23 protein-coding genes are annotated in these 23,458 nt (G+C 66.8%); 7 read left to right on the top strand and 16 right to left on the bottom strand.

The window, feature by feature from the left end; all coding sequences use genetic code 11:
• Positions 1-28: 28 nt before the first annotated feature.
• Entirely contained in the window at positions 29-655 is a 627-nt protein-coding gene (lepB, locus tag CR156_RS20795; protein ID WP_099819572.1) for a signal peptidase I, read from the bottom strand.
• A gap of 254 nt (positions 656-909) precedes the next feature.
• On the opposite strand from lepB, the gene CR156_RS20790 reads away from it, so the two are divergent.
• Positions 910-1,311: a hypothetical protein gene (locus CR156_RS20790; protein WP_100554399.1), complete on the top strand. Its 402-nt coding sequence runs from the start codon at positions 910-912 to the stop codon at positions 1,309-1,311.
• A 3-nt stretch (positions 1,312-1,314) separates the two neighbouring features.
• Positions 1,315-1,761 (top strand): hypothetical protein, encoded by a 447-nt coding sequence (locus CR156_RS20785; RefSeq protein ID WP_025875822.1) that lies wholly within the window; start codon positions 1,315-1,317, stop codon positions 1,759-1,761.
• 375 nt (positions 1,762-2,136) lie between these two features.
• On the opposite strand, the gene dcp is transcribed toward CR156_RS20785, so the two are convergent.
• The 3 genes from dcp to arfB form a co-directional block, all read right to left on the bottom strand.
• The gene (dcp, locus tag CR156_RS20780; protein WP_100554398.1) at positions 2,137-4,293 is read right to left on the bottom strand and encodes a peptidyl-dipeptidase Dcp; all 2,157 of its coding nucleotides are present in this window, start codon (positions 4,291-4,293) and stop codon (positions 2,137-2,139) included.
• Positions 4,294-4,404: 111 nt separating this feature from the next.
• Positions 4,405-5,007 carry a lysophospholipid acyltransferase family protein gene (locus CR156_RS20775; RefSeq protein ID WP_100554397.1) on the bottom strand — a complete coding sequence of 201 codons (603 nt, stop codon included), beginning with the start codon at positions 5,005-5,007 and terminating at the stop codon, positions 4,405-4,407.
• A gap of 4 nt (positions 5,008-5,011) precedes the next feature.
• A complete protein-coding gene (gene arfB / locus CR156_RS20770) occupies positions 5,012-5,443 on the bottom strand; it encodes an alternative ribosome rescue aminoacyl-tRNA hydrolase ArfB (protein WP_089241560.1) in 432 nt (143 codons plus the stop codon).
• A gap of 134 nt (positions 5,444-5,577) precedes the next feature.
• Here arfB and CR156_RS20765 point away from each other — a divergent pair, with 134 nt between their 5' ends.
• Complete coding sequence (locus tag CR156_RS20765; RefSeq protein ID WP_100554396.1) at positions 5,578-6,096, top strand: DUF2059 domain-containing protein; 519 nt, start codon at positions 5,578-5,580, stop codon at positions 6,094-6,096.
• Positions 6,097-6,180: 84 nt separating this feature from the next.
• On the opposite strand, the gene CR156_RS20760 is transcribed toward CR156_RS20765, so the two are convergent.
• From CR156_RS20760 to CR156_RS20745, 4 genes are all read right to left on the bottom strand, one after another.
• Entirely contained in the window at positions 6,181-6,918 is a 738-nt protein-coding gene (locus tag CR156_RS20760; protein WP_100554395.1) for a pseudouridine synthase, read from the bottom strand.
• A 146-nt stretch (positions 6,919-7,064) separates the two neighbouring features.
• Positions 7,065-7,652, bottom strand: coding sequence for an O-methyltransferase (locus CR156_RS20755; RefSeq protein WP_100554522.1), 588 nt, complete (start codon positions 7,650-7,652; stop codon positions 7,065-7,067).
• Positions 7,649-9,304: a ubiquinone biosynthesis regulatory protein kinase UbiB gene (ubiB, locus tag CR156_RS20750; protein ID WP_100461861.1), complete on the bottom strand. Its 1,656-nt coding sequence runs from the start codon at positions 9,302-9,304 to the stop codon at positions 7,649-7,651. The genes CR156_RS20755 and ubiB overlap by 4 nt, the downstream gene beginning before the upstream one ends.
• The gene (locus tag CR156_RS20745) at positions 9,301-9,936 is read right to left on the bottom strand and encodes a ubiquinone biosynthesis accessory factor UbiJ (RefSeq protein ID WP_100554394.1); all 636 of its coding nucleotides are present in this window, start codon (positions 9,934-9,936) and stop codon (positions 9,301-9,303) included. The genes ubiB and CR156_RS20745 overlap by 4 nt, the downstream gene beginning before the upstream one ends.
• A gap of 402 nt (positions 9,937-10,338) precedes the next feature.
• On the opposite strand from CR156_RS20745, the gene ddlA reads away from it, so the two are divergent.
• Complete coding sequence (gene ddlA, locus CR156_RS20740; protein ID WP_100554393.1) at positions 10,339-11,436, top strand: D-alanine--D-alanine ligase; 1,098 nt, start codon at positions 10,339-10,341, stop codon at positions 11,434-11,436.
• An 85-nt stretch (positions 11,437-11,521) separates the two neighbouring features.
• On the opposite strand, the gene CR156_RS20735 is transcribed toward ddlA, so the two are convergent.
• The 3 genes from CR156_RS20735 to oleC form a co-directional block, all read right to left on the bottom strand.
• The gene (locus CR156_RS20735) at positions 11,522-11,677 is read right to left on the bottom strand and encodes a DUF1328 domain-containing protein (RefSeq protein ID WP_025875842.1); all 156 of its coding nucleotides are present in this window, start codon (positions 11,675-11,677) and stop codon (positions 11,522-11,524) included.
• Positions 11,678-11,798: 121 nt separating this feature from the next.
• The gene (oleD, locus tag CR156_RS20730; protein ID WP_100554392.1) at positions 11,799-12,785 is read right to left on the bottom strand and encodes a 2-alkyl-3-oxoalkanoate reductase; all 987 of its coding nucleotides are present in this window, start codon (positions 12,783-12,785) and stop codon (positions 11,799-11,801) included.
• Positions 12,782-14,440, bottom strand: coding sequence for an olefin beta-lactone synthetase (gene oleC / locus CR156_RS20725; protein ID WP_100554391.1), 1,659 nt, complete (start codon positions 14,438-14,440; stop codon positions 12,782-12,784). Before oleC ends, oleD begins: the two co-directional genes overlap by 4 nt.
• A gap of 102 nt (positions 14,441-14,542) precedes the next feature.
• Between oleC and CR156_RS20720 the strand changes: the two genes are divergently transcribed.
• The gene (locus tag CR156_RS20720) at positions 14,543-14,968 is read left to right on the top strand and encodes a YkgJ family cysteine cluster protein (protein WP_004135417.1); all 426 of its coding nucleotides are present in this window, start codon (positions 14,543-14,545) and stop codon (positions 14,966-14,968) included.
• Between the two features lie 76 nt (positions 14,969-15,044).
• On the opposite strand, the gene CR156_RS20715 is transcribed toward CR156_RS20720, so the two are convergent.
• From CR156_RS20715 to CR156_RS20700, 4 genes are all read right to left on the bottom strand, one after another.
• Complete coding sequence (locus CR156_RS20715; RefSeq protein ID WP_100554390.1) at positions 15,045-15,935, bottom strand: alpha/beta fold hydrolase; 891 nt, start codon at positions 15,933-15,935, stop codon at positions 15,045-15,047.
• Between the two features lie 141 nt (positions 15,936-16,076).
• Positions 16,077-17,093: a 3-oxoacyl-ACP synthase III gene (locus CR156_RS20710; protein ID WP_100554389.1), complete on the bottom strand. Its 1,017-nt coding sequence runs from the start codon at positions 17,091-17,093 to the stop codon at positions 16,077-16,079.
• Positions 17,094-17,195: 102 nt separating this feature from the next.
• Positions 17,196-17,513, bottom strand: a complete 318-nt coding sequence (locus CR156_RS20705) for a DUF4156 domain-containing protein (RefSeq protein ID WP_025875855.1) — start codon at positions 17,511-17,513, stop codon at positions 17,196-17,198.
• A 197-nt stretch (positions 17,514-17,710) separates the two neighbouring features.
• Positions 17,711-20,560, bottom strand: a complete 2,850-nt coding sequence (locus tag CR156_RS20700; RefSeq protein WP_100554388.1) for a M16 family metallopeptidase — start codon at positions 20,558-20,560, stop codon at positions 17,711-17,713.
• Between the two features lie 404 nt (positions 20,561-20,964).
• Here CR156_RS20700 and CR156_RS20695 point away from each other — a divergent pair, with 404 nt between their 5' ends.
• Complete coding sequence (locus CR156_RS20695; RefSeq protein ID WP_100554387.1) at positions 20,965-21,441, top strand: XAC0231 family protein; 477 nt, start codon at positions 20,965-20,967, stop codon at positions 21,439-21,441.
• A 70-nt stretch (positions 21,442-21,511) separates the two neighbouring features.
• Positions 21,512-21,991 carry a tRNA (cytidine(34)-2'-O)-methyltransferase gene (locus CR156_RS20690; RefSeq protein WP_100554386.1) on the top strand — a complete coding sequence of 160 codons (480 nt, stop codon included), beginning with the start codon at positions 21,512-21,514 and terminating at the stop codon, positions 21,989-21,991.
• 118 nt (positions 21,992-22,109) lie between these two features.
• Here the strand turns inward: CR156_RS20690 and CR156_RS20685 are convergent, their stop codons facing one another.
• Positions 22,110-23,273: an acyl-CoA dehydrogenase family protein gene (locus CR156_RS20685; protein ID WP_099819554.1), complete on the bottom strand. Its 1,164-nt coding sequence runs from the start codon at positions 23,271-23,273 to the stop codon at positions 22,110-22,112.
• Between the last annotated feature and the right edge of the window lie 185 nt (positions 23,274-23,458).

The following is a 23,458-nucleotide window of genomic DNA, read 5'->3' as shown; positions in this document are numbered from 1 at the left end:
ATTGATACTTCTGGCATATCGATTCAGCTTACAGCCGCTGCCATTCGAAGCCGTCACCACGGCGGTAATAGACCGCCACCGCACGGCCGTAGATCTTGTCCGCATCGACGAAGCCGAAGAAGCGGCCATCGAAGCTGTTGCCGCGATGGTCGCCCAGCACCAGCACCTTGCCGGCGGGCACCTGCAGATCCGCGATGTCCGGGCCACCGCCCCTGTCCAGGTCGAGGCTGGCGCGGCGCTCACCAAAGGCTTCGGTATCGGCCAGGTCGGCGATCTGCAGCGGCTGGCCGTTGATGCTCAGGTGACCATCGTGCAGTTGCACGTGGTCGCCGGCCACGGCGGCGACGCGCTTGATCAGGCGGGTGCCGTCGGCCGGTGAATCGAACACCGCCACTTCACCGCGCTGCGGCGTGCCGGTACCCAGCAGCTCCTTGCTGGTGAACGGCAGGCGCAGGCCATAAGCGCGCATGTCCACCACCACCCGGTCGCCCGGTTGCAGCGTCGGCTGCATCGAGCCGCTGGGCACGACGTAGTGGTTGGCGAGGGTGTCGCGGGCGGCCGCGAGCAGGCCCAACATCACCAGCAGGGGCAGCGCTTCTTTCTTCAGCCAGGCAAGCGTGCGCTGCGAAAACGGGGGGCGGGCAACAGCATCCATGACAGGCTCCGGGTGGGTGGTATCGGCATCAGACCACATCAGGCCCGAAGAGGTTCCCGCGCCCGCATCCTGTAGAGCCGAGCCCATGCTCGGCTGCTGTTCCGTAGCGTCGAGCAAGCCGAGCATGGGCTCGGCGCTACAGGAGGGGTTACGCAGGTTTTACGCCTGGGCCGGGCACCGGGCATCGCACCTTTACGGCCACCACGCGCATCGTGTGCCTACCGCGCCGTACGGCGCTTTGCGCAAGGTGTTGTATGACCCTCCTGGTGATCCGGCATGCGTCGCCGTCGGTGCCGCGTCCGCTGCTGCCGGCCGAGTTGTCCGGCCATCCGGTGCTGTGCACCGACTGCGCCAGCCTGGCCGATGTGCGCCAGTGCCTGTGCCAGCCGCAGGCGCGCAGCGCGGACTGGGTGCTGCTTGATGTCGGCGCGGCCGACGAGGCGCAATGGTGTGCCGAGGGCGGTGCGCTGCAGGCGGCACTGGACGGTCTGCCTGCGGAGTACATCGAACTGCAGTCACCCCATCAGCCTGGTCTGGAAGCGCGCCTGCGCCTGCAGCATGGTCCGGCCGCCGTGGTGGTCGACCAGCGCAGCCAGCAGGCGGGTTATCCGCTGTCATTGGCCATCGTCGGCCGCCGCCTGGCACGGGAGGGCTGAGTCATGTCGATCTTCATCATCCGTGGCCCGGAAGCGGCTGGCGCGCTGATCCGTACCGCCGCGCCGCTGCCGGCGCCGGTGCTGAAATCACTGGTGCATCGTGCGATCGATGCGGGCACCAGCGTGGCGATCCGCGCCTGCGGTTCGGAACAGGAACTGCTGGACGCGCTGCGCGTGGCCGACCACAGCCGTGGCGAGGTGACGCTGCTCGATCCGGGCGCATGTGCCGACAGCCTGCGCCTGCAGCGGCTGCTGCCGTACCTGCACAACGCGTACGTGGAAGTGCATGACGACGGTGCGGTGGCCGAGCCGTGCCTGCCGGCGGGCGTGGGTCAGCGATTGGGGATCGCGGCCGGGTATGGGGCGCAGAGCTATGTGCTGGCGCTGGACATCGCGCTGGATCACCTGGGGTTGGCCGAGCAGGCGAACCGGGTGCACGTAGGGACCTGATGGCCGGGCTGCGCCCGGCACCCGGTAGTGCCGGCCGCTGGCCGGCAACCTCAACAGCAACAGCAGAGGCTGGATTTCCGTGGGATGGCGGGGTGGATCCGGTTGCGGGGGACGCTGCAAGTACGTCCCTGTAAGCTCGGTCGCGCCATCCATGGCGCTCACGCCCCCGCAACCGGACCCACCCCGCCTTCGACAGATTTCCGCGAACTGTCGGAATGGCATGGCCTGCTCTTGGTAGGTGTCGACCTTGGTCGACACATGGATCCACGCCATGCGTGGATGAGCGACAAACTGCGGAATCCGTCGATGGCATCGACGCAAAGAAAAACGGCGGGGTTGCCCCCGCCGTTTTTTCTTTCGTACTTCAGGCCGCGCTTACTTCAGCCCGCGGAACTTCAGCAGCGGTTCCACCGACGGGTCCTTGCCGCGGAAATCGCGGTACAGGGTCGACAGCTCCACGCTGTTGCCGCGCGAAAGGATCTTGTCGCGGAATTCCTGGCCGTTGGCGGCGGTCAGGCCACCGTGTTCGGTGAACCACTGGTAGGCGTCATGGTCCAGCACTTCCGCCCAGAAGTAGGCGTAGTAGCCGGCCGAATAGCCGCCACCCCAGATGTGGTCGAAGTAGGTGGTGCGGTAACGCGGCGGCACCTGCGGCAGGTCGACCTTGAACTTTTTCAGCGCGCTGGCTTCGAAGGCGCCGACATCCTGCAGCGGGGCATCGGCCTTCTGCGTGTGCCAGGCCAGGTCGAGCAGCGCGGCCGACAGGTACTCGGTGGTCGCATAGCCCTGGTTGAAGCTGCGCGCCTTGAGGATCTTGTCGACCAGTTCCTGCGGCATCGCTTCGCCGGTCTTGTAGTGCTTGGCGTAGTTGGCGAACACCTTCGGGTCCAGCGCCCAGTGTTCGTTGAACTGCGACGGGAACTCGACGAAGTCGCGCGAGGTGGCGGTGCCGGCGATCGACGGGTACTTCACGTTCGAGAACATGCCGTGCAGTGCATGGCCGAACTCATGGAACAGGGTGGTGACGTCGTCGAAGCTGATCAGCGCAGGCTGGCCAGCGGCCGGCTTGGTGAAGTTGCAGACGTTGTAGACCACCGGCTTGGCACCGGTCAGGCCGTCCTGTTCGACGAACACGTCCATCCAGGCGCCACCGGACTTGCTGTCACGCTTGAAGTAGTCGGTGTAGAACAGGGCCAGCGAGGTGCCGTCCTTGTCGAACACTTCGTACACCTTCATGTCCGGGTTGTAGGTCGGAATGTCGGTACGCGGCTTGAAGGTGATGCCGTACAGCTGGGTGGCGGCGTAGAAGACGCCGTTCTGCAGCACGTTGTCCAGCTCGAAGTACGGCTTGATCTGCGACTCGTCCAGATCGTACTTGGCCTTGCGCACCTGCTCGGCGTAGAAGTCCCAATCCGAGGCAGCCACCTGGAAACCACCCTTCTGGGCGTCGATCACCTTCTGGATCTCGCCGGCCTCGGCACGCGCCTTGGCGGTGGCGGCCGGCACGGTGTCGGTCAGCAGCTTCAGCGCGGCCGCCGGGGTCTTGGCCATCTGGTCGCCCAGCTGGTAGTCGGCGAAGGTGTCGAAGCCGAGCAGCTTGGCCTTCTGCGCACGCAGCTGGGCCAGGCGCTGCACGGTCTGCCGGGTGTCATTGGCATCGCCGCGCTCGGCACGGGTTTCCGAAGCCTTCAGCACGGCCGCACGCTGGTCGCGGTCGGTCAGCGAACCGAGCACCGGCTGCTGGGTGGTGTTCTGCAGCGGCAGCAGGAACTTGCCGTCCAGCTTGCGGTCCTTGGCGGCGGCGGCGGCATTGTTGACCGCATCGTCGTCCAGGCCGGCCAGCTTGGCCTTGTCGTCCACCACCACCGCGGCAGCGGCGGTTGCAGCCACCAGACGGGTGTGGAACTGCGTGGACAGCGTGGTTTCTTCCACGTTGAGCTTGCGCAGGCTTGCCTTGTCAGCATCGGACAGCTGTGCGCCCGAGCGCACCAGACCGTCGTAGTAATGCTCGACCAGGCGCTTCTGCACCGGATCCAGGCCCAGCGTCTCGCGCTGGTCGTACAGCGACTTCACGCGCGCGAACAGCTTCGGATCGAGGTTGATCTCGTCCTGGTGCGCGGCCAGCTTCGGTGCCACTTCTTCCTGGATCTTCTGGCGGGCATCGTTGGTATCGGCCTGGACCAGGCCGAAGAAGATGCGCGACACGCGGGTCAGGGTCTCGCCGCTGCGCTCCATCGCCACGATGGTGTTGTCGAAGGTGGCCGGCTCGGCGCTGTCGGCGATCTTGCGCACGTCGGCCAGATGCAGGCGCATGCCTTCTTCGAAGGCCGGCAGGTAATCGCTGTCCTTGATCTTGTCGAACGGCGGTGCCTGGAACGGCAGGCTGCTGGCGGTCAGCAGCGGGTTGGTGGAGGCTTCGGCCGGCTGCTGGGCCGGTGCATTCTGGGCTTCGGACACGGGGGTGGACTCCTTGCCGGAACAGGCCGCCAGCGCCAGGCTAATGGCGGCGGCCAGGACTACGGTACGCGACATGTAAAACGCTCCTTGGGCAGACGGTACGGGATGGCAGCCGTCCACCCTACTCCTGTCACGGGCGCCCGGCATGTGCCGGACGTGGCGTCTACGCTGCCGGCAGCGATCGGCTCAGACCGTGCCGCGGGTCTTGCCGATCCAGGGCCGGTAGAACTCGCGGATGGTCGCCATGTCGGCGACATCATCGCCGGTCGGCATGAACAGCGGACCGATGCCGATGATCTTCTCCGGGTAATGGAAATAGGCCGCCAGGATCGGCACGTCCGCCATCCGCGCGATCTTCAGGAAGCCGGCCTTCCATTCCTTGACGGCCTTGCGGGTGCCTTCCGGAGTGATCGCGAACCACATCTTCTCGTTGTTGCGCAGCAGGTCCACGGCCTGGCCCACGGTGCCCTGCGGCGAGCTGCGGTCCAGCGGGATCACGCCGAGCCTGTGCAGCAGCGGGCCCAGTGGCCACCAGAACAGCGAGGCCTTGCCCAGCACCTTCACTTTCATGCCCAGTGCGATCTTCGCGGCCATGCCCCACAGCCCGTCCCAGTTGGACGAATGCGGGGCGATGATGAAGACCACTTTCGGCACATCCGGCAGGGTGCCGGTCACTTTCCAGCCGCCCATGCGCAGCGTGCAGCGCGCCAGCCAGCGCAGGAAACGGTTGGGCTTGACCTGCGGCATGTTCGGCGGAATGGCCGGCAGCAACGGCGTCGGGTTGTTCAAGCAATCACTCCCAGTCACGTGATGAGCGCCCGCGCTTGATCTGCGCGCGCCCGCGTTTGGCGTCCAGACGACGCAGTTTCGACCCGAAGGTCGGCTTGGTGGCCTTGCGTGGTTTGGGCACGCTCAGCCCGGCCTGGATGAAGGCCGCCAGCCGCTCGCGCGCATCCTCGCGATTGCGATCCTGGGTCCGGAAACGTTGCGCGTCGATGACAAGCACGCCTTCGCCGGTCATGCGCCGGTCGCGCCGCGCCAGCAGGCGCTCGCGCAACGGTTCGGGCAACGAGGGCGAACCGGCCACGTCGAAACGCAGTTCCACCGCGGTGGACACCTTGTTGACGTTCTGGCCGCCGGCGCCACTGGCACGCACGAAACGCTCGACGATCTCGCCGTCGGGGATTTCAAGCTGCGCGCTGATGGTGACCGGTCCGTTGCCCATCCGCGCATTGTAGCGGCAGCCGCGTTGCCGTGGCTGCCATCGCGCACCGTATGCCGCCGATCAGGCACCGAACACGCCGCCTTCGCCTTTGCCGGGGGTATGCTTGCCGTCCCGTGTACTGCAGGACGCTCCGCATGATCCGCTTCGTTCCCTCCGTGTTGCGCCGCGCAACCCTGCTGCTGGTGCTGGCCGCAGCAAGCGCGCCGGTGCTGGCCGCAGCGCCCACCGATGGCGACATCAACCGCCTGCTGTCGGCCTCGCGTGCGCAGAGCATGATCGACACCATGCTGCCGCAGATCGAATCGATGCAGCAGCAGCAGTTCCAGCAGGTGGCCGCACAGCGCCAGCTCAACGCCCAGCAGCAGGAACAGCTGCAGCGCATCCAGGCCCGTACCAGCCAGACCCTGCGCCAGGCACTGTCGTGGCAGCAGCTGCGGCCGATGTACGTGGACCTGTACAAGAAGACCTTCAGCAAGGAAGACGTGCTGGCCATGGCCGAGTTCTACGAGAGCCCGGCTGGCCAGAGCCTGCTCGACAAGACTCCGGCGCTGATGCAGAACGTGATGGTGGCGATCCAGACACGCATGCAGCCGCTGTTCGCCGATCTGCAGAAGGATCTGGAAGCGATCGTCAACGAGCCTGAAAAAAAATGAGGCGGTAGCGCCGGGCCATGCCCGGCGAGCGCGAAGCGCGGCCGTTTCATCGCAGAAGCCGCCGGGCATGGCCCGGCGCTACCGCTACGGCACCTGCCAGCCGAACAGGTCCAGCGCCTTCTGGAACTCACCGTCGACCGGGGCGCGCACGTCCACCATGCCGCCATCCGGATGCGGGAAGCGCAGCCGCTCCGCATGCAGCAGCATGCGGTGCACGCCCTGCATGCGGAAGTTGCGGTTGTGCCGGCCATCACCATGGCTGGTATCGCCGATCAGGTGATGTGACAGGTGCTTCAGATGCCGGCGGATCTGCCGGAAGCGACCCGTCAGCGGCTGGCAGCGCAGCAGCGCATAGCGCGAACTGGCGAACTCCCCCACTGGCACCGACAGTTCGCCGGCCGCCAGGCGCTGGAAGTCGGTCACCGCTGGCTTCTTTACCGGCTTGCCCGGGCCACCATCCAAGTCATGATCGACCTGCCAGGCGTCCTCGGCAGGCCAGCCGCGGCAGATCGCCAGATAGTCCTTGCTCACTTCGCCGCCCATCAGCGCCTTGCCCAGCATGCTGGCAGCGTCGCGGTCGAAGGCCAGCAGCAGGCAGCCACTGGTGGCGCGATCCAGGCGATGGACCAGGAAGATCGGCCGACCCAGCTGCTCGCGCAGGCGATCGGCGAGGAAATCATCTTCGCCACGGGCCAGCTTGCTGTCGTGGACCATCAGCCCGGCCGGCTTGTTGACCACGGCCAGGCGTTCATCCAGGTGCAGCAGCTGCAGGGGCGCGGTTTCAATCTCGACCGCAGCGAGGGTGTCGGGTTCGGTGCTCACCGCGCGATTATCCGGATGACACGCTGAATAGGGTAGTGCCGGCCGCTGGCCGGCAACGTTGAGGTCGCCCGATGAAAGTGGTTGCCGGCCAGCGGCCGGCACTACCGGAGCAGACCAGCGACCGGCGTTGCCGGGGCGACGCCCGGTCAGGCGTTGCGCAGCGCCAGCAGTTCGCCATTGCCCACCGGCACCAGGCTGGTGGTGAACGCCGCGTCGGCGGCCAGCAGGGCGCGCAGCGGCTCCATCTCAGCGGCATGCGAGGTGGCGTTGTCGACCACCAGCAGACCGCCGGGGCGCAGTACACGGCGCAGCTGCGGCCACCAGCCTGCGTACTGCCCGCGATCCGAATCCAGGAACAGCAGGTCGATGCAGCCATCGGCCGCCTGCGCCAGCCACTGCCCGGCATCACCGTGGACCTGTTCGATGCGCTCACCCAATCCACTGCGCGCGAAATTCGCACGGGCCATCGCCACCTTGTCGGCGGCGAACTCCAGCGTGGTCACCCTGCCATCAATGGCAGCGGCGGCCTCGGCCAGCCACAGCGTGGAATAGCCATTGGACGTGCCGATCTCCAGCACGCGACGGGCATTGCCGAACCGCACCAGCACCGACAGCAGTTCACCGGTGTCGGCAGTGATGTTGAGCATGCGCCGGCCACGATCGGTTTCGCGCGCATCGTTGTCACTGCCAAACTGCGCCAGCTCGTGTTTGAGCGCGCTCAGCGCATCACTCATCGCCACCACGCACGCGCCAGTGCGAACACGCCGACGGTACCGGACACCCAGCTCCATGCCGGCACGTCGCCCCAGTACCAGCCCGGCGGCTGCAGCACGTACATCAATGCGGCAATCGCCAGTAGACCAACGCCAGTGATCGCTCCGACCGCGCGCTTCTGCAGCCGCTGCAGGCTGGCATCGAGCGCAACCAAGTCGCGCGAACGCATCGCCAGTTCATGCCGGCCTTCCACCTGCTGGGTCAGCCAGGCATGCACCAGGCGAGGCATGTCCGGCGCATGGGTCATGATTTCCGGCAGGCGCTTGCCGATCTCGCGCACCACGCGGCGCGGGCTGTAGCGCTCGCGCAGGATCTTCGCCAGCACCGGCTTGGCCACCGCCCAGATGTCGATCTGCGGATCGAGCTGGCGGCCGACGCCTTCGATGTTGAGCAGGGTCTTCTGCAGCAGGATCAGCTGCGGCTGCAGGGTCAGCTGGTAACGCTGGGCCACGCGGAACAGCTTCATCAGCACTTCGGCCAGCGAGATCTGCGACAGCGGGCGGGTGAAGTACGGCTCGCACACCGAGCGCACCGCCGCTTCCAGATCATCGATGCGCACGTTGTCGGGCATCCAGCGCGCCTGCACGTGCAGTTCGGCGATGCGGCGGTAGTCGCGGTTGAAGATGGCCATGAAATTCTCGGCCAGGTAGTACTGATCTTCCTGCGAGAGCTGGCCCATGATGCCGAAGTCCAGCGCGATGAAGCGCGGGTTGTCGCGGCGCATCGGATCGATGTCGACCCAGATGTTGCCGGCGTGCGCGTCGGCATGGAAGAAGTTGTCGCGGAACACCTGGGTGTAGAACACCCGCACCCCCTTGGCGGCCAGCGCCTTGCGGTCGATGCCGGCCTTGTCCAGTGCCGCGATGTCATCGGAGGGAATGCCCCATACGCGCTCCAGGGTCAGCGCGCGCTCGGCGGTATGGCTCCAGATCACTTCCGGCACGTACAGGTCGTCGGAGTTCTCCCAGAAACGGCGCAGCACGCTGGCGTTGGCGCCTTCGCGCTGCAGGTCCAGCTCGGCGGCCAAGGTGTTTTCGACCTCGGCCACCACTTCGCGCGGACGGATCTTGTCGGCACGCGGATGGGTGCGCTCGACCAGCGTTGCCAGCGAGTTGAGCAGGGCGATGTCGGCGTCGATCTGCTTCTCGATGCCCGGGCGCAGCACCTTGACCACCACCTGGCGGCCATCGGCCAGGGTGGCCGCGTGTACCTGCGCGATCGACGCCGAGGCCAGCGGTTCGGTATCGAAACTGGCGAAGGCTTCGCTGACCGGCAGGCCGAGCGCTTCCTCGACGATGCGGCGCGCGGCGTCGCCGTCGAAGGGCTTGACCCGGTCCTGCAGCAGGGTCAGCTCATTGGCCACATCCGGCGGCACCAGATCGCGGCGGGTCGACAGGATCTGCCCGAACTTGACGAAGATCGGTCCCAGGTCCTGCAGCGCCAGGCGCAGGCGCGCACCGCGCGACTGTGCGGCGATGTCGGCCGAAGCGCGCGGCACGAACGGCTTGGCCAGGCGCAGCCAGCGCTCTGCAGGCGTGTCCTGCAGCAGGTCGTCAAGGCGGTAACGCAGGATCACCCGGCCGATGCGGCTGGCCCGCAGCAGCGCCTTCATGCGGCACCCCGCAGGCGCTGCACGCGTGCGCCGAGGCGCTCGACATCATCGCGCAGTACGTCCACGTCGTCGTGGAAGGCATCCAGTTCGGCACGTGGCACCACGTCGCGCGATTCCTCGGTGATGAATTCAGCGGCACTGTGGGCCAGGTCGATCGCGCCCTGGCGGGCGTGCTGCAGGGCACTGCGCAGGGTGTTGGCCACCTGCACGCCCAGCACTTCACCGAACACGCTGACGAACGGCTGCTGCCAGTCCGGATCGAAGCCCTTGGCCAGTTGCTGCAGGCGGCGCGCCAGCTCGGCATCGCCGGCCACGCGCACGCGGCCCTTGCCGTTGTCAGCACCTTGGCGGGCGCGCGCCAGCAGCGGCAGCTGCGCCAGCACACCGGCCAGGCTGCTGCGCACGGCCAGGTCGGCTTCCTGCGCATCCACCGGGCCCACCCGCAACTGGGTGCCGTCGACGCTGATGCGCATCGCCAGCGGCGGTGCGTCCAGGGTCAGGTCGATGTGGCGACCGTCGAGGCTGGCCAGTGCATGGCGGGTATCCGGATCCAGCGCCAGCGCGCGGTTCAGGGCGATCTGCAGAGCGCGGCCAGCGACCGGCTTGAGGGACTTGAGCAGGGAAAGAGCCATGTGCGCATTCTACCTGCGTGGGTGGTGAGCTTGGGCCGGGCTGCCGCCCGGCACCCGCAGATGCAAGGTCAACGTCAGAAGCAGTCTGCTGAGGGAGTCGGGGTGGGAGGGGCAGGCGGGACACGCCGTAAACCCATCCATGGGGGCTCGTAGGCGCCATCCATGGCGCCTGCGGTCCCGCCTGCCCCTCCCACCCCGACTTCGACAGTTCCCTGCGACCTGTCGGAACGGCACGGGGTCGGCTGCTGCTGTTGGTGGGTGTCGACCTTGGTCGACACGGTAGATCCAGGCCATGCGTGGATGACACGCGCGACTGGATTTCTGGTTCATCTGTGCCTCACGCGGAAGGCCGATGAAGGTTCATGCTATGCAGCCACGCAACGCACAGGACATCGCACTTCCATGGCACGGACCCGGGTTGGCATCATCTTCGGTGGCAGGTCTTCCGAACACGAAGTTTCGCTGCAGTCGGCGAAGAACATTCTCGATGCGCTGGATCGGGAGCGCTTCGAGCCGGTGCTGGTCGGCATCGACAAGCAGGGCCAGTGGCACCTCAGCCAGCCGGATACCTTCCTGCTCAATGCGGATGATCCGGCGCGCATCGCCCTGCATGCTTCCGGTACTGCGTTGGCGGTGCTGCCCGGCACCGAGCAGGCGCAGCTGCAACCGACCGATGCGGGCAGCGCGCTGGGGCAGATCGATGTGGTGTTGCCGATCGTGCACGGCCCGCTGGGCGAGGACGGTGCGCTGCAGGGGCTGCTGCGCATGGCCAACCTGCCCTTCGTCGGTTCGCCGGTGCTGGGCTCGGCGGTGGCCATGGACAAGGACGTGACCAAGCGCCTGCTGCGTGATGCGGGCCTGCAGGTGGCGCCCTGGGTGTGCATCCGTCGCCATGAAGCCGATGCGGTCGATGTCGCGGCACTGATCGAAGCGCTTGGCCTGCCGCTGTTCGTCAAGCCGGCCAACCAGGGCTCATCGGTGGGCGTGAGCAAGGTCAAGGATGCAGAGGGTTTCGCCGAGGCATTGCAGACCGCGCTGCGCTACGACCATAAGGTACTGGTGGAATCGGCCGTGGTCGGCCGCGAGATCGAATGTGCGGTGCTCGGCAACGAGCGGCCGCAGGCCAGCGTCTGTGGCGAGGTTGTACTGCACGACGAGTTCTACGCCTACGACACCAAGTACATCAACGAAGACGGTGCTGAAGTGGTGGTGCCGGCCGCAATCGATGCGGCAACGCAGGCACGTATCCAGCAGATCGCGTTGCAGGCCTATCAAGCGCTGGAGTGCGCTGGCATGGCGCGGGTCGATGTGTTCCTCGCCGCCGATGGCCAGATCGTCATCAACGAAGTGAACACCCTGCCCGGCTTCACCCGCATCAGCATGTATCCGAAGCTGTGGGGTGCCAGTGGCGTGGACTACACCACGCTGATCACGCGATTGATCGAACTGGCGCTGCAACGGCACGAAGCCGATCGCGGATTGCATAGCGCGGTGCGTTGACCGCGCTTCGGTAGTGCCAGCCGCTGGCCGGCAACCCCGGGTTGTCGAGGTTGCCGGCCAGCGGCCGGCACTACCATTCAAGCGGTCATGTGCGCTTGCGGAACATCGAGATCACGGCCAGCACCAGGAACACCACGAACAGGATCCAGGCAATGTTGCTGGCGGCACCGGCAATGCCGGAGAAGCCGAGCACGGCGGCGATGATGGCGATGACAAAGAAGATGACGGCGTAATGCAGCATGGTGCTCCTCGCAGGTGGTCGGCCGTGGGTGGCGTTGTGTCCATCCTGCGCATCTGCCGGTGTGCAACCGGTGATGGCGATCTCTGCGCGTAATGAAGGCTTCAGCGCGGTGATGCCGCCGTCATGATGCCGCCTTCAGCCGTCGCAGTCCTTCTTCGATGCTGACCTGCGGCACGTAGCCGAAATCACGACGTGCCGGCTCCATGCTGTACCAGTGCGGCGTGCACAGCTGCTCGGCCAGGAAGCGCGTCAGCGGCGGCTCGCCACGCAGGCGCAGCAGCGGCCACAGCCGCTCGCAGATCGCGCCGATGCGATACGCGGTCTTGAAGCTGATCGCCTTCTCCACGGTTGGAGCGCCCACCGCCTGCAGCAGCTTGTTGACCAGCTCGCGCATCGGCAGCGGCTCGCCATTGGAAATGAAGTACGCCTTGCCGGCGCACGCAGCACCCGGTGCCAGTGCCTCGAAGGCAAGGAAATGCGCCAGCGCGGCGTTGTCGATGTAGGTGGTATCGACCTTGTTGTTGCCGTCGCCCACCAGGCGCAGGCGGCCAGCGCGTGCACGCTCGGCCAGGCGCGGCACCAGCTGCTGGTCACCCGGGCCCCAGATCAACCGCGGGCGCAACGCCACCGTCGCCAGCGTGGCGTCATTGGCAGCCAGCACCCGCTGTTCGGCAATCGCCTTGGTCGCCGCATACGGCGCCTGGAAGTCCTCGCCATAGGGCACGTCGTCCGCACCCAGTCCTTCCACCGGGTGCGTGGCGCGATGGGTCACGCTGGGCGTTGAGGTGTAGACCAGCTTGCCGATGCCATGGGCGCGGCAGGCCGCGATGACATTGTCGGTGCCGACCACGTTGGCCTGGTGATAGCTGTCATAGCTGCCCCAGGCGCCGGCCTTGGCACCGTTGTGGAACACCGCATCGACGCCGGCCACCGCATGCAGCACCGCCTGCGGGTCGGCCAGGTCGCCGCGGATCTGGCCCACACCCAGCGCCTGCAGTTCCGGGTAATGGCTGCGGTTGAACGCCAGCACCTGGTGGCCACGTTCGACCAGGCCTCGGCACAGCGCCTGGCCAAGGAAACCACCACCACCGGTGACCAGGATCTTCATGCGCGCTTCTCCAGTTCGGCGCGTGCCCAGACGGCGAGCTTCTCGCGGCCGATCTTGGCGTTGTGACGGATATCGACGGGGAACGCCGGATGCATCAGCACGTGTTCCAGCTTCATCTCGGGCAGACGCGCAGCGGCCGTGGCATGCAGCGCCTCGCGCAAGGCAGGGCTGTCGGACTGGCCACGCTGCAGCTCCACGCACAGCACCGGCACCTGCGCACCGGCTGCGCCGACGCCGACCAGCGCCGTGCGTGCCACCCCGGCCACGGTGTTGAACACCGGCTCGACCTGTTCGGTGTACATCGGCCCGTGCGCGGTTTCCACGCGATGGGTCTTGCGGCCACAGAACCACAGCCGCCCCTGCGCATCGAAGTAGCCGACATCGCCCATGCGATGCACGATGCGGACGCTGCCATCGGCCAGGGTTTCGCTGATCTTCGCCGCTGCCGTCGCCTGCGGGCGGTTGAAATAACTGTCGGTGGCGGTCGGCCCGGCCACGGTGATCTCACCGACTTCGCCCACGGCCAGCACGCGCGCCTGCGACCAGTCCGGCAGCGGCGCGTCGTCGATGGCGATGATGCGCACTTCGTTCGGTGCGACCACACTGCCGACGCAGGTGCCGGCGCCGCCCTCGGTGGCTGCACGCGTACGCTCCAGCTCGCGCCCCTCGACCACTGCCACCGGCAGGCACTCGGTGGCGCCATACGGTGTCCAGAACTGGGCATCGGCCGGCAGCAGGCTGCGGATGGTGGCGACCACGTCCGGCGGCACCGGTGCACCGGCGGAGGTCACCCGGGTCACCGACGGCAGCGGCCGCCCGTGCCGTGCCAGCACCCGCATCAACGCAGGCGAGCCGAACAGCTGGGTCACGCCGAAACGCTGGATGGCGTCATGCAGGCGCGCCGGGTCGGCCTGTGCCGGCCGGGTCGGGTCCATGTCCGGAATCACCGAGGTCAGGCCAAGCGCGGGATCGAACAGCGCAAACGGCGGGAAGGTCGGCAGATCCACCCCGCCCGCCTCCATGCCGAAGGCGCTGCCCAGCAGCTCGATCTGGCCGACGAAGTGGCGGTGGCGGTAGACCACGCCCTTGGGCACGCCGGTGGAGCCACTGGTGAACAGGATTGCCGCGGTGTCCTCGCCATCGGTGTCGGCCAGCATCGCGCCGCTGTTGGCGCCGGCACGCTCCAGTGCGGCCAGGGTGGTGCCACCCCAGCCGAGCCGACGGCCCACCGTGACCAGACGGGTCGCCGAGGGCGCCCAGCGCAGCGCCAGCCGCGCCACGTGGGCCAGCGGGATGCCGATGAAGGCCTGTGGCTGAGCCTCGTCCAGGCACTGCTTCAGCGCGCGCTTGTCGATGCCCGGATCGACCAGCACCGGCACCGCGCCCAGCTTGAACAGGGCGAACATCAACAGGAAGAACTCCGGCGACGGCCGCACCATGACCACCGTACGCACCCCGCGGCCGATCCCGTAGCCGGCCAAGCCGGCCGCCATCGCGTCGCTGCGGGCGTCCAGCTGGCGGTAATCCAGGGTCACGTCGTAGGCCGCCATGCCGTTGCCGGCGCCGCGGCGGCCGGGGCAGCGGATGGCGATCTGGTCGGGGCGTTCACGCGCCAGCTCGGGCAGCCGCGCGGCGATATTGCAGGATCGGTTCATCCGTTCATTGTCGCCGCTTACGGAATTTCTTGCGCGGCGGCCGCCAGCGTGGAAAATCCGCATCCTCGTCCCTTCCCCGATGCCGCCCGAGGCGGCTTGCCCATGCAACATCCCTGCATGACCTGCGGCGCCTGCTGCACCCAATACCGCGTGGCCTTCCACTGGATGGAATCGGACGAGGTCACTCCCGGCGGCGTGCCGCACCAGCTCACCGAAGTGCTCGACCCGCACCGCCTGTGCATGCGCGGCACCCATTCCAAGCCGGTGCGCTGCGTGGCGCTGGACGCGCAGATCGGCGTCTATTCGCGCTGCACGATCCACCCCAACCGCCCCAGCGTGTGCCGCGAGGTGGACGCGTCGTGGGAGTACGGCAAGGCCAGCCCGCAGTGCGACAAGGCCCGTATCGCCTATGGCCTGGATCCGCTGACCCTGGCCGACTGGCGCTGGCGCGATGAAGCAGGCAACGACGACGACCACCCGGACGACAACGGCAACAGCCCCTCGCCACAGGCCCCGATCGCGGCGTAGTCCGGCGTGCCGACCAACGGTCGGCACCTACCCACTCCTTATCCCGGTGGGTGCCGACCGTTGGTCGGCACACCTCTCAGATCGGGTTCTTGTCCAGGAACGCCCGGATCTCCGGCACCAGCACTTCATGCCTGTCTTCCAGCACGTAGTGGCCGGCATCCTCGAAGGCATGTACCTGCGCCTTCGGCAACGCCGCCTGGAAACCCTTCAGGAAGTGGTGGTCGAACACGAAATCGCGCAGGCCCCAGCCGAGGAAGGCCGGCCGATCGGCGAAGGACGGCAGCGCCTTGCCGGCGCGCTCCAGCAGTGACCACGCCTTGTCGGCCGGCGACAGCGGAATGTCCTGCATGAAGCGGATGGTGCTGATGCGGTTGGCGTAGCTGTTGTACGGCGACACGTAGGCGCGACGCACATCGGCCAGCATCTTCCGCTCCACGCCCAGCCACGACGCGCCGGAGGAAAACGCATTGAAGGTGCGGATGATCCACTCGCCGATCTTCCAGTGCCGCCCCAGCGCGATCTGCCACGGCATCTTCTTCGCCGCCGGCATCGGGAACGCGGCGGTGTTGAGCACCACCAGGCGCTTGACCTGATCGTGGTGCGACAGCGCCCAGCCGAAGCCGATCATGCCGCCCCAGTCGTGCACGGCCAGGGTCACCGGGCCGGTGATGCCCAGATGCTTCAGCAGCGCATCCAGATCATCCACGCGCGACTGCAGCGTGTACTCGTAGCGGCTGTCGTCAGGCTTGTCCGACAGGCCCATGCCGATATGGTCCGGCACGATGCAACGGTACCGGTCCGACAGGCCGGCCACCAGCGTGCGCCAGTAATAGCTCCAAGACGGGTTGCCGTGCACCATCACCACCACCTCGCCGTCGCGCGGGCCTTCGTCGAGATAGTTCATCGACAGGCCGGGGCGAACCTCGAAACGCTGCGGGTGGGCGGGGTAACCGGGAAGATCGCGCATGCGGAGCACCTTGGAAGAATCGCGGCGCAGTGTAGAGCCGAGCCGATGCTCGGCTGCTCTCCGGTCAGGCCGCGGAAGAACCGCGCTGCGCGCGTGAGCCGAGCGTGGTCTCGGCTCTACAGGGAGTCTGGCAGAAGGGTCTTACCAGACCACTTCGGCCATCGAGCAGTTCAGGCCCGAACCGATGCCGAGAAGCGCGATGCGATCGCCCTTCTTCAGCTTGCCCAGCTGCTTGAGCTTGCTCAGCACGATCGGCACCGAGGCCGGACCGATGTTGCCGTGCTCGCCGAAGATGGTCATGACCTTCTTCGGGTCGATGCCGAAATTCTTGATGAACGCAGCGGTGTGCGGCTGGCTGACCTGGTGGATGACGAACTGGTCCAGCTCTTCCACCGCCCAGCCCAGTGCGATCTTGGCGGCGGCGAAGGTCTTCTGGGCCAGCTTGATGCCCTCGATCAGCAGCATGCGGGTGTCGGTGACCATGCGGTCCAGGTTGCCCAGGCACAGCTGGTTCCACTCGGTGGCCGAACGGGTCACGCCACCCTTGTAGCGCGGCGCGTCGGGCACCAGCTCCGAACGGGCCATCACCATCGCAGCCGCACCGGAACCGGTGGTCAGCGCCGCCAGCTCGTTGCGGAAGTCGTCGGCGGTGACGTCCGGCGCGGTCATCCGCTCCAGGGTCTTTTCGTACACCAGGTTGGCGGTCTCGCCATCCACCACCAGCGCGTAGTCGATCTCACCGCGCTCGAGCATGCGCGCCGCGATGTCCATGCCGTTGATGAAAGCGAGGCAGGCATTGGCGACGTCGAAGGTCATGCATTCGTCGCTGACACCGAGGTTGCCGGACACGATGGACGCGGTGGACGGTTCCAGGTAGTCACGGCTGACCGAGGTGTTGATCAACAGGCCCACCTGCGTCGCATCGATGCCTGCGTCTTCCAGTGCCTTGCGGCCGGCCATGGTGGCCGCGTCGGACGCCAGCACGCCGTTGTCCCACAGGCGGCGCGCGTGGATGCCGGCGATATCGCCGAGGACATCGGTACGGATACCAAGGCGATCCAGCGTCGGCTGCAGCCGTTCGTTGATTTCCTTGGTCGTCAGCGTGTGCGGCGCATCAACGTGAGCCAGGCCGGCAATCGAGACATTCTTGAAGAGCATCGAGGTTAGCGCCAAGGCTCAGGCAAAGGGGGCGCTATTCTATAACCCCCCGGGCCTTCACCGCATCTTTACGAATTCAGCCTTGGCCGTATGGTGAAGGATTCAGCGCGGCGGGCACTGGAAAGCGGCGAAGCGCTGGCTGCCATCGGCGGGGGCCGCAGCGGCCTGCACGGCGTTGGCGCCGGTGGTCGGAGCTTCATTGCGGGCCAGGGTTTCCAGCTCTTCCTGCACGCGCAGCGGGTTGCGGTTGTAGAAACCGACCTTGCTCTTCACGGTCACCACCACTTCGCCCTTGGAGATGCAGCCGGCCGGTACCGGGCCTGCCGGCAGCACGCGGGTCGCCTTGCCGGCCGGTTCGATCGGCACCCAGGTGCAGGCGGTGACGGTGAGCAACAGGGACGACAGCAGCAGAACGCGCATGGGCAGGATCCTGGAAGGGAATGTCAGGAGTGTGCCTGAACCGTCTGAATCAGGGATAGCCGGGGCGGGGCTGCGGTAGCGCCGGGCCATGCCCGGCGGTTCTACGAAGACGTCCAGATGCCGCGCTACGCGCTCGCCGGGCATGGCCCGGCGCTACCCGCAGCAGGCCTGCCCGCCGGAGCGGGCAGGCCTGTCCCTTATTTCTTGACCGGGTTGCCTTCGGCATCGATCACGGTCACTTCGCCCAGGTTCAAGGAGCGTACGGCCGCTTCGGTCTGCTTGAGGTCACCCACCACCACCCAGGTCAGCGCCTGTGGCTTGATCTCCGCTGCTGCCTGCTGCACCTGTGCCGGGGTCATCGCTTCGATCTCGGCCTTGCGGCGCAGCACGTAGTCATCCGGACGCTTGAACTGCACGATCGTGCCGATGGTCGCGGCCACCGCGCTGGCGGTCTCGTAGGCACCGGGCAGGCTCAGGGTCTGGATGTTGCGGATGCGCGCCACTTCAGCGTCGGTCGCCGGCTTGCTGCCGTTGGCGAACTCGGCGATCTCCTTGCGCATTTCCGCCATGGCCGGGCCGGTCTTGTCGATCTGCACCGGCGCCATCGCCATCCACGGGCGCTGGCCCACGGTGTTGCTGGCGCTGGTGCGGGCGCCGTAGGACCAGTGCTTGTCCTCGCGCAGGTTCATGTTCAAGCGCGACGTGAAGTCGCCACCGATCACACCGTTGGCGATGTCGAAGCGGGTCGAGCTGGCATCGCTGGACGGCGGCACGACCTGGCCGGCGAACAGGTTGGCCTGCACCGCGCCCGGCTGGTCGATCAGGAACACGCGCGGGCTCTTCGGCAGCGCCACGGCGGTGGTGGCCTTGATCGTCGGCGCATCACCGGTGGCCTTCCAGTCACCCAGCTGCTTGTCCAGCAGCGGCACGATCTCGGCCAGGGTGGTATCGCCGACCACGATCAGGGTGCCGTCCTGCGGACGCAGCCAGTCGCGGTGGAAGTCGACCAGGTCCTCGCGACCCAGGCTGCTGATCGCCGCTTCATCACCGCTGCCGGTGAACGGAATCGCGTAGGGGTGGCCCTTGCCGTACAGCAGCGGCGGCAGCACGCGCATCGCCACCGCACCCGGATTGACCTTCTCCTGCTGGATGCCGGCGATCCAGGTCGCCTTGACCCGGTCGATCTCGCTCTGCTCGAAGCGCGGCTCGCGCAGCAGGCTGGCATACAGCGCCAGCGACGGCACCAGGTTCTCCTTCAGCGCGGACAGTTCAACGTCCACCGAATCCAGGCCGGCGGAAGCATCCAGGTCCGCACCCAGCGCATCGGCCGCATCGGCGAAGGCCAGCGAACCCAGCTTGCCGGCGCCTTCGGTCATCAGGCTCATGGTGAAGTTGGCGGTGCCCGGCTTGCGGCCCTGGTCAGCGGTGAAGCCGCCCGGGAACTGGTAGCTGAACTGCACCACCGGAATTTCATGGCGCTCGGCCAGCACCACCTGGGTGCCGTTCTTCAGCGTGGCGCGCTGCAGTGCCGGGAACTTCAACTGCGGGAACTCGCGGGTCTGCGGCACGCCGGCCTTGCGGTCCACCTGCTCGGGCAGGGTGCTGTACTTGCTGTCCACCGCCGGCACGTTGAACGGCTTCGGCGCCTGCGACGGATCTTCCTTCAGCGCAACGCGTTCACCCGGCTCGACCACCAGGGTGTGGCTGCCCTTGTCCAGCCACTGCGCGCCCAGGCGCTTGAGGTCGGCAGCGGTGGCCTTGTCGATGTTGGCCAGCGAGGTGCGGAAGCAACCCGGGTCGCCGGTGTACACCGTGCATTCGGCCAGCGCGTCGGCCTTGCCGCCGAAGCCGCCGATGCGCTCGATACCGCGGATGAAACCGGCACGGGAGCCGGTCTTGGCGCGTGCCAGTTCTTCGGCGGTCGGGCCATCCTTGAGCAGGCGCTCGATTTCCTCATCGATGATCTTTTCGACCTTGGCCGGATCCTGGCCCTGCTTCACCGTGGCCATCACCATGAAGTTGGAACCCAGCTGCGAGGCGTAGGCGCCGGCGCTGATGTTGTCCACCAGCTTGTCCTGGTGCTGCAGGCGCTGGCTCAGGCGCGAAGACTTGGCGCCGCCGAGCACATAGGCCAGCAGCTGCAGCTGGTCGACGTCGGTGGTGCCAACCTGGGCCACGTTCCAGGCGCGGTAGATGCGCGCCTGCGGCACCTTGTCGGTCATCACCTCGCGGGTGTCGGCCGGGCGCTTGGCAACGTCGACCTTCGGCTGCGCCATCGTCGGGCCAGCCGGGATGCTGCCGAAGTACTTGGCGGCCTTTTCCTTTGCCGTGGCCAGATCGATGTCACCGGCCAGCACCAGCACTGCGTTGTTCGGGCCATACCAGGTGCGGAACCAGGTCTTGACGTCATCCAGCGAGGCGGCGTTGAGATCGTTCATCGAGCCGATCACGCTGTGGTGGTACGGATGGCCCACCGCGTACAGCGCGCGGTTGAGCTGTTCCCACACCTGGCCATAGGGCTGGTTCTCGCCCTGGCGCTTCTCGTTCTGCACCACGCCACGCTGCTCATCCAGCGCGGCCTGGTCGATCGCGCCAACCAGATGGCCCATGCGGTCCGATTCCATCCACAGCGCCATGTCCAGCGCGGTGGTCGGCACGTTCTCGAAGTAATTGGTGCGGTCGGTATTGGTGGTGCCGTTCTGGCCGGTGGCGCCCACCTGCTTGAAGGGCTCGAAGTACTCGCCGTCGTGGTTCTCGCTGCTCTGGAACATCAGGTGTTCAAACAGATGCGCGAAGCCGGTACGGCCGGCGGGCTCGTCCTTGCTGCCGACGTGGTACCAGATGTTGACCGCGACGATCGGTGCCTTGCGATCGGTATGCACCACCACCCGCAGGCCGTTGGGCAGGGTGAACTGCTCGAACGGGATGTCGACCTTGCTGGTCGCGGCCGGCTTGGCCGCCAGCGCGTAGGTCGGCGCGAGCGTGCCGAGAGCAGTACTGAGAGCAACAGCGAGCAGCGCGGCGCGCGGGCGCAGGGTGAGCGACATATCCGGGTCCTTGGTCACATAGGTGAATCCCGATCCTAGCGCGGGCGTGCGGCCACCGGTATCGGCCACCAGTCACTGGGGGTGATCGGCCACATCGGCCATCGCGATCGGCTTTTCGGGGTCACGAACGGCGGTGATTCACGTCCGGACAGTGTCCGCGGCACCCCGAATGGACAGGTGTCCGCCCAGCGGACACTTTTCAGGCCACATAAAACCCTTATGAATCAATGAGTAAAAGTTGGCACGGGGATTGCTTTGTCTTTCCTGCGCCAGCAAGGGCTTCAGACAAAACCTGACTGAAGACTGAACAAAAGCAGGAAATCGAAAATTCCGCTTGCATCCCCAGAACTGGTGTTCTACCTTACTACCACACCACTGCTCACCAACACTAAACAGGCCCCGTCATGAACGCCAAGACCATTGCCATCGCCATCGCCCTGATCGCCGGCACCGCGGTTGTTTCGTCGGTGCAGGCCTCCGAATCCATCAAGACCCTGTCCACCGTGCAGGTCCGCCCGGCCGCCGACCAGCTGGTCCAGCAGGCCTGGGAACAGGCCAGCGGCATCCGCACCCTGGCCACCGTTGAAGTGCGCCCGAGCAGCGACCAGCTGGCCGAGCGCGACGGCTTCATCGCCACCCCGGTCGCCGCCGCGCTGCCGATCACCACCCTGGCCTCGGTTGAAGTGCGCCCGAGCCTGGAGCAGCGTGTCGCCTTGGCGGCCGAGCAGGAAGCCCAGCGCTACGCCGCCACCCTGGCCGCCGCCGCCACCAGCGTCGCCAACCAGGTGATCGTCAACCTGCCGGCCCTGCAGGTGCGTCCGAGCGCCGCCCAGCTGCAGGCCTTCGCTGCCGAAACCGCCCAGGTCCTGCTGCGCCCGTAAGCGACGTCCGCCTTGCCCAACGCAGGGCGTGCGTCGTAAAGGCGGCGGCCGTCGCAGGTACACTGCGCCGATGAATGCCGCGCCCCAGTTCCACGTGATCCTGTTCCAACCGGAAATCCCGCCCAACACGGGCAATGTGATCCGGCTCTGCGCCAACACCGGCGCGCAGCTGCACCTGGTCGAGCCGCTCGGCTTCGCACTGGAAGACAAGCAGCTCAAGCGCGCCGGCCTGGACTACCACGAGTACTCGCGCCTGCAGGTGCATCCCGACCTGGACACTGCGCTGGCACGGATCGCACCGAAGCGGTTGTTCGCCCTGAGTACGCGTGCCAGCGTCCGCTATGACAGCGTGGCGTTCGAAGACGGTGATGCCTTCCTGTTCGGCCCGGAAAGTCGTGGCCTGCCGCAGGACGTGCTCGATGCCCTGCCCGATGGTTGTCGCCTGCGCCTGCCGATGCGGCCGGACAATCGCAGCCTCAACCTGTCAAACACCGTTGCGGTGGTGATGTACGAAGCGTGGCGCCAGCGCGGGTTTGCCGGCGGCCAGTAGATCCACGCCACGCGTGGATGATCGTCTGGTAGATGCCGACCTTGGTCGGCACGGGAGCGCCAACCAAGGTTGGCGACTACCGCCATCCCGGTAGATCCACGCCATGCGTGGATCGCTTTCAGAACGCGTTGATGCCGGTCAGCTCGCGGCCGATCACCAGCTGGTGCACGGTCTCGGTGCCTTCATAGGTGATCACCGACTCCAGGTTCAGCGCATGGCGGATCGCCACGTGCTCGGTGGTGATGCCGGCGCCACCCAGCAGATCGCGACACTCGCGGGCGATGTCGATCGCCATGCGGCAGTTGTTCCACTTGGCCAGGCTGACCTGCTGCGGCTGCACCTGCCCGGCCTCCTTCAGTCGGCCGAGCTGCAGCGCCAGCAGCTGCGCCATGGTGATGCGCCGGGCCATCTCGGCCAGCTTGATCTGCGCGCTCTGCGTGGCGGCCAACGGACGGCCGAACAGCACGCGCTCCTTGGCATAACCCAGCGCTTCATCCAGGCAGGCGATGGCCGAGCCGATCGGGCCCCAGCTGATGCCGAAACGCGCCTGGGTCAGGCAGCCCAGCGGACCCTTCAGCCCCTTCACGTTCGGCAGGCGATGGCTGTCAGGCACGCGCACGTCGTCGAAGAACAGCGCACCGGTCAGCGACGCGCGCAGGCTCATCTTGTGCTTGATTTCCTGCGTGGTGAAGCCGGCCATGCCCTTTTCCAGCACGAAGCCCTGGATGCCGTCTTCGGTCTGCGCCCAGATGATGGCCAGGTCGGCCACCGGGCCGCTGGTGATCCACATCTTGCTGCCGCTGATGCGCCAGTCGCTGCCATCGCGCACCGCGCGGGTCTTCATGCTGGCCGGATCGGAACCGCCGTGCGCCTCGGTCAGGCCGAAGCAACCGATCAGTTCGCCGCGCGCCATTGCCGGCAGCCACTGCCGGCGCTGTTCTTCACTGCCGTACGCGTAGATGGGATACATGCACAGCGAGCTCTGCACCGACACGAAGCTGCGCAGGCCCGAATCACCGCGCTCCAGCTCCTGGCAGATCAGGCCGTAACTGACCGCGCCCAGATCGCCGCCGCCGTACTCGGCCGGCAGCGTGGCGCCGAGCAGGCCAAGCGAGGCGATCTCCGGCACCAGTTCCGACGGGAAGCGCGCCTGGTCGAAGGCATCGCCGATGATCGGCAGCACGCGCTCGTTGGTGAAGCGGGCCACGCTTTCCTGGACTGCGCGCTCTTCCTCGCTGAGCAGGGAACGGACATCGAACAGGTCGTACGGATCCAAAGCCATGGCACTCACACGCAGACGGGACCTGGCCATTGTCGGTCATCCGGGTGGGTTTGGTGTGCCGGTAGAGGCCGACCCTGGTCGGCGCTGGGGTTTCCGCAGACGCCAACCCAGGTGGGCGGCTACCGACGCTGCGTACGCTGCACTGCAGCAATCGCGGTGTGAACATCGGCGATCTAGCTCGATCA

It is taken from the genome of Stenotrophomonas lactitubi, from assembly GCF_002803515.1.
Classification (GTDB): Bacteria; Pseudomonadota; Gammaproteobacteria; order Xanthomonadales; family Xanthomonadaceae; genus Stenotrophomonas; species Stenotrophomonas lactitubi.
The sequence above is the reverse complement of the archived record's forward strand: the minus strand, read 5'-3'. Positions and strand labels throughout refer to the sequence as shown.

Coding starts and splice junctions, on each gene's coding strand:
- lepB (WP_099819572.1), bottom strand. CDS start 655: ATGGATGCTGTTGCCCGCCCCCCGTTTTCGCAGCGCACGCTTGCCTGG.
- CR156_RS20790 (WP_100554399.1), top strand. CDS start 910: ATGACCCTCCTGGTGATCCGGCATGCGTCGCCGTCGGTGCCGCGTCCG.
- CR156_RS20785 (WP_025875822.1), top strand. CDS start 1,315: ATGTCGATCTTCATCATCCGTGGCCCGGAAGCGGCTGGCGCGCTGATC.
- dcp (WP_100554398.1), bottom strand. CDS start 4,293: ATGTCGCGTACCGTAGTCCTGGCCGCCGCCATTAGCCTGGCGCTGGCG.
- arfB (WP_089241560.1), bottom strand. CDS start 5,443: ATGGGCAACGGACCGGTCACCATCAGCGCGCAGCTTGAAATCCCCGAC.
- CR156_RS20765 (WP_100554396.1), top strand. CDS start 5,578: ATGATCCGCTTCGTTCCCTCCGTGTTGCGCCGCGCAACCCTGCTGCTG.
- CR156_RS20755 (WP_100554522.1), bottom strand. CDS start 7,652: ATGAGTGATGCGCTGAGCGCGCTCAAACACGAGCTGGCGCAGTTTGGC.
- ubiB (WP_100461861.1), bottom strand. CDS start 9,304: ATGAAGGCGCTGCTGCGGGCCAGCCGCATCGGCCGGGTGATCCTGCGT.
- CR156_RS20745 (WP_100554394.1), bottom strand. CDS start 9,936: ATGGCTCTTTCCCTGCTCAAGTCCCTCAAGCCGGTCGCTGGCCGCGCT.
- ddlA (WP_100554393.1), top strand. CDS start 10,339: ATGGCACGGACCCGGGTTGGCATCATCTTCGGTGGCAGGTCTTCCGAA.
- CR156_RS20735 (WP_025875842.1), bottom strand. CDS start 11,677: ATGCTGCATTACGCCGTCATCTTCTTTGTCATCGCCATCATCGCCGCC.
- oleD (WP_100554392.1), bottom strand. CDS start 12,785: ATGAAGATCCTGGTCACCGGTGGTGGTGGTTTCCTTGGCCAGGCGCTG.
- oleC (WP_100554391.1), bottom strand. CDS start 14,440: ATGAACCGATCCTGCAATATCGCCGCGCGGCTGCCCGAGCTGGCGCGT.
- CR156_RS20720 (WP_004135417.1), top strand. CDS start 14,543: ATGCAACATCCCTGCATGACCTGCGGCGCCTGCTGCACCCAATACCGC.
- CR156_RS20715 (WP_100554390.1), bottom strand. CDS start 15,935: ATGCGCGATCTTCCCGGTTACCCCGCCCACCCGCAGCGTTTCGAGGTT.
- CR156_RS20710 (WP_100554389.1), bottom strand. CDS start 17,093: ATGCTCTTCAAGAATGTCTCGATTGCCGGCCTGGCTCACGTTGATGCG.
- CR156_RS20705 (WP_025875855.1), bottom strand. CDS start 17,513: ATGCGCGTTCTGCTGCTGTCGTCCCTGTTGCTCACCGTCACCGCCTGC.
- CR156_RS20700 (WP_100554388.1), bottom strand. CDS start 20,560: ATGTCGCTCACCCTGCGCCCGCGCGCCGCGCTGCTCGCTGTTGCTCTC.
- CR156_RS20695 (WP_100554387.1), top strand. CDS start 20,965: ATGAACGCCAAGACCATTGCCATCGCCATCGCCCTGATCGCCGGCACC.
- CR156_RS20690 (WP_100554386.1), top strand. CDS start 21,512: ATGAATGCCGCGCCCCAGTTCCACGTGATCCTGTTCCAACCGGAAATC.
- CR156_RS20685 (WP_099819554.1), bottom strand. CDS start 23,273: ATGGCTTTGGATCCGTACGACCTGTTCGATGTCCGTTCCCTGCTCAGC.